Below are 1,759 nucleotides of genomic sequence, written 5' to 3' on the forward strand. Positions count from 1 at the left end.
CAAGTAGAGAACGCGGCTGAAATTGGCATGGAGCACAATCTCGGCCTGACCTGTGATCCGATCGGTGGCCTCGTTCAGGTGCCCTGCATCGAGAGAAATGCCATGGGCTCGGTGAAGGCCATCAACGCCGCGCGCCTTGCTTTGCGCGGTGATGGGCAACATTTCGTCTCGCTCGACAAGGTGATCCGCACCATGCGTCAAACGGGAGCCGACATGAAAAGCAAGTACAAGGAAACCGCGCGAGGCGGTCTGGCGGTGAATATTATCGAATGCTGATTCAGGCGCTGTCCGGGGCAGAGTGATCTGCCCTAATCCGAGAACAGCTCGAACATGAGCTGTCGTAACCAGCGATTGGCCGGATCTTTGTTGTACCGTGCATGCCAGAACAGATTGATCTCGATGTTCGGCAACTCCAGTGGCGGCGCTAGAACGGCGAGCCCGAAGGGTTGTTCGCAACTGATAGCAAATCGTTCAGGTACGGTCGCCAGCAAATCAGTGCGTTGAAGGATGTGGCCTATCGCTACGAAATGCGGAACCTCCAACCGTATGTTTCGCTCGATACCTTCTCGTGCGAGGAAGGTATCAACGACGCCGTGCCCCGTATTCGCCGCGACAACACGAACATGGTCATAGCTRCAAAAACGCTCCAGCGTCAACGGCTCCCGGGTGGCAGGATGGTCCTTGCGGCACAGGCAGACGTAACGATGGTGGAACAGGCGTTGTTGAAAAAAACCTGCTTGAAGGTGAGGCAGCAATCCCACTGCAAGGTCGATCGCACCATTCTGAAGACCTTCGCCCAAGGTATCGGTATTGTTGCGCAGCGTACTGATCGAGCACCCCGGTGCGCGTTCAGCCAAGGCATCCATCAGCCGCGGCATGAAGTAGATTTCACCSATGTCGGTCATCGCCATGGTGAATCTGCGATTGCTGTGGAGCGGGTCAAACGTGTCCTGTCGGCTCAGTGCATCGCGTAAAGTTTGAATGGCTAGCGCTACCGGCTCAGCCAGCTGCCGGGCATAAGGCGTGGGTTCCATTCCCTGATAGGTGCGTACGAAAAGTTCGTCGTTCAAGGCGGTACGCAACCGCTTTAGCGCGTTGCTGACAGCAGGTTGGGTCAGCTGAAGATTATCCGCGGCAGTCGAGACTTTACGGTCGATCAGCAGTTGGTTGAACACCAAAATTAGATTGAGATCCAGCTCACGTAATTCCATAACGCCTCAAGTAGATGGGCTCATACCACGGCGACAAGGTTGCCCGTCGTAGGGTCTGCAGCGCTCTGAATGGCCGCTGCAAGAACTTCAGCCTATCAAGTGCTGTAGCGTCGCGTCCATCGCAATGGCTGCGTGGCTTTTGCCCATCTCTGATCTTTATTCACGTTCGAAATAGTAGGTATTTGGATCACTGTATTTATCACGCTCGATGCGTTGGCCATGATCGCTGCACTACCCAAATTTTGAACGGTTTGCGTCACTCAAAAATGCAGGTCGGACAATTAAATTGGGCACCGCGCAACTACCGGGGGAATCTGAACCTTCGGCTCTATAACAACGACAAAAAAGAGCGATGCCATGCGTACGATCGATGTAGCAGCCCTCATTGACGGGGCTCGTTTCAATACCTTCCATGCACGCGTACTGTTCTGGTGTGCGCTAATCATTATCTTCGACGGCTATGACCTGGTCATCTACGGGGTCGTGTTGCCCTCGCTGATGGCCGAGTGGGGACTGAGTTCATTACAGGCTGGAGCGCTGGGTAGTTG

General features: G+C 54.5%; 2 protein-coding genes and 1 pseudogene. 2 read left to right on the forward strand and 1 reads right to left on the reverse strand.

Translation table 11 applies throughout. The annotated features are described in order from the left end of the window. Positions 1–276: L-serine ammonia-lyase, iron-sulfur-dependent, subunit alpha (locus ACXRVY_RS27250; protein WP_458238754.1), on the forward strand; the 276-nt coding region annotated here is incomplete at its 5' end. 32 nt (positions 277–308) lie between these two features. On the opposite strand, the gene ACXRVY_RS27255 is transcribed toward ACXRVY_RS27250, so the two are convergent. Further along, positions 309–1,211, reverse strand: a complete 903-nt coding sequence (locus tag ACXRVY_RS27255; RefSeq protein WP_458238755.1) for a LysR family transcriptional regulator — start codon at positions 1,209–1,211, stop codon at positions 309–311. A gap of 357 nt (positions 1,212–1,568) precedes the next feature. Between ACXRVY_RS27255 and ACXRVY_RS27260 the strand changes: the two are divergent. Further along, positions 1,569–1,759 (forward strand): annotated as a pseudogene (locus tag ACXRVY_RS27260) (aromatic acid/H+ symport family MFS transporter); the annotation flags it as partial.

The organism is Pseudomonas sp. P5_A2_2, assembly GCF_054177685.1.